Here is a 1,413-nt window from a genome sequence, read left to right on the forward strand (position 1 = left end):
CTGAGACCTGATGCCGAGCCGATTGTGGTGAAGTGGATGATCCTATGCTGTCGAGAAAAGCCTCTAGCGAGTTTCATGGCGGCCCGTACCCTAAACCGACTCAGGTGGTCAGGTAGAGAATACCGAGGCGTTCGGGTGAACTATGGTTAAGGAACTCGGCAAAATGCCCCCGTAACTTCGGGAGAAGGGGGGCCATGTCCGGTGATGGAATTTACTTCCTGAGCTGGGTGTGGCCGCAGAGACCAGCGAGAAGCGACTGTTTACTAAAAACACAGGTCCGTGCGAAGCCGTAAGGCGATGTATACGGACTGACGCCTGCCCGGTGCTGGAACGTTAAGGGGACCGGTTAGCTCCATTTCGGTGGGGCGAAGCTGAGAACTTAAGCGCCAGTAAACGGCGGTGGTAACTATAACCATCCTAAGGTAGCGAAATTCCTTGTCGGGTAAGTTCCGACCTGCACGAATGGCGTAACGACTTCTCGACTGTCTCAACCATAGGCCCGGTGAAATTGCACTACGAGTAAAGATGCTCGTTTCGCGCAGCAGGACGGAAAGACCCCGGGACCTTTACTATAGCTTGATATTGGTGTTCGGTTCGGCTTGTGTAGGATAGGTGGGAGACTGTGAAGTCATGGCGCCAGCCATGGTGGAGTCGTCGTTGAAATACCACTCTGGTCGTGCTGGATGTCTAACCTGGGTCCGTGATCCGGATCAGGGACAGTGTCTGGTGGGTAGTTTAACTGGGGCGGTTGCCTCCTAAAGGGTAACGGAGGCGCCCAAAGGTTCCCTCAGCCTGGTTGGCAATCAGGTGTTGAGTGTAAGTGCACAAGGGAGCTTGACTGTGAGACCGACGGGTCGAGCAGGGACGAAAGTCGGGACTAGTGATCCGGCGGTGGCTTGTGGAAGCGCCGTCGCTCAACGGATAAAAGGTACCCCGGGGATAACAGGCTGATCTTCCCCAAGAGTCCATATCGACGGGATGGTTTGGCACCTCGATGTCGGCTCGTCGCATCCTGGGGCTGGAGTCGGTCCCAAGGGTTGGGCTGTTCGCCCATTAAAGCGGTACGCGAGCTGGGTTTAGAACGTCGTGAGACAGTTCGGTCCCTATCCGCTGCGCGCGTAGGAGTCTTGAGAAGGGCTGTCCCTAGTACGAGAGGACCGGGACGGACGAACCTCTGGTGTGCCAGTTGTCCTGCCAAGGGCATGGCTGGTTGGCTACGTTCGGGAGGGATAACCGCTGAAAGCATCTAAGCGGGAAGCCTGCTTCGAGATGAGGACTCCCACCCACTTGATGGGGTAAGGCTCCCAGTAGACGACTGGGTTGATAGGCCAGGTGTGGAAGACCGGTAACGGTTGGAGCTGACTGGTACTAATAGGCCGAGGGCTTGTCCTCAGTTGCTCGCGTCCACTGTGT

At 56.4% G+C, this 1,413-nt stretch carries 1 rRNA gene; it reads left to right on the plus strand.

Annotated features, from left to right (window positions below):
* Nucleotides 1-1,392: ribosomal RNA gene (locus ACIGXW_RS33745) — 23S ribosomal RNA — on the plus strand; the annotation flags it as partial.
* Nucleotides 1,393-1,413 lie beyond the last annotated feature (21 nt).

It is taken from the genome of Streptomyces sp. NPDC053079 (assembly GCF_044546695.1).
GTDB lineage: Bacteria > Actinomycetota > Actinomycetes > Streptomycetales > Streptomycetaceae > Streptomyces.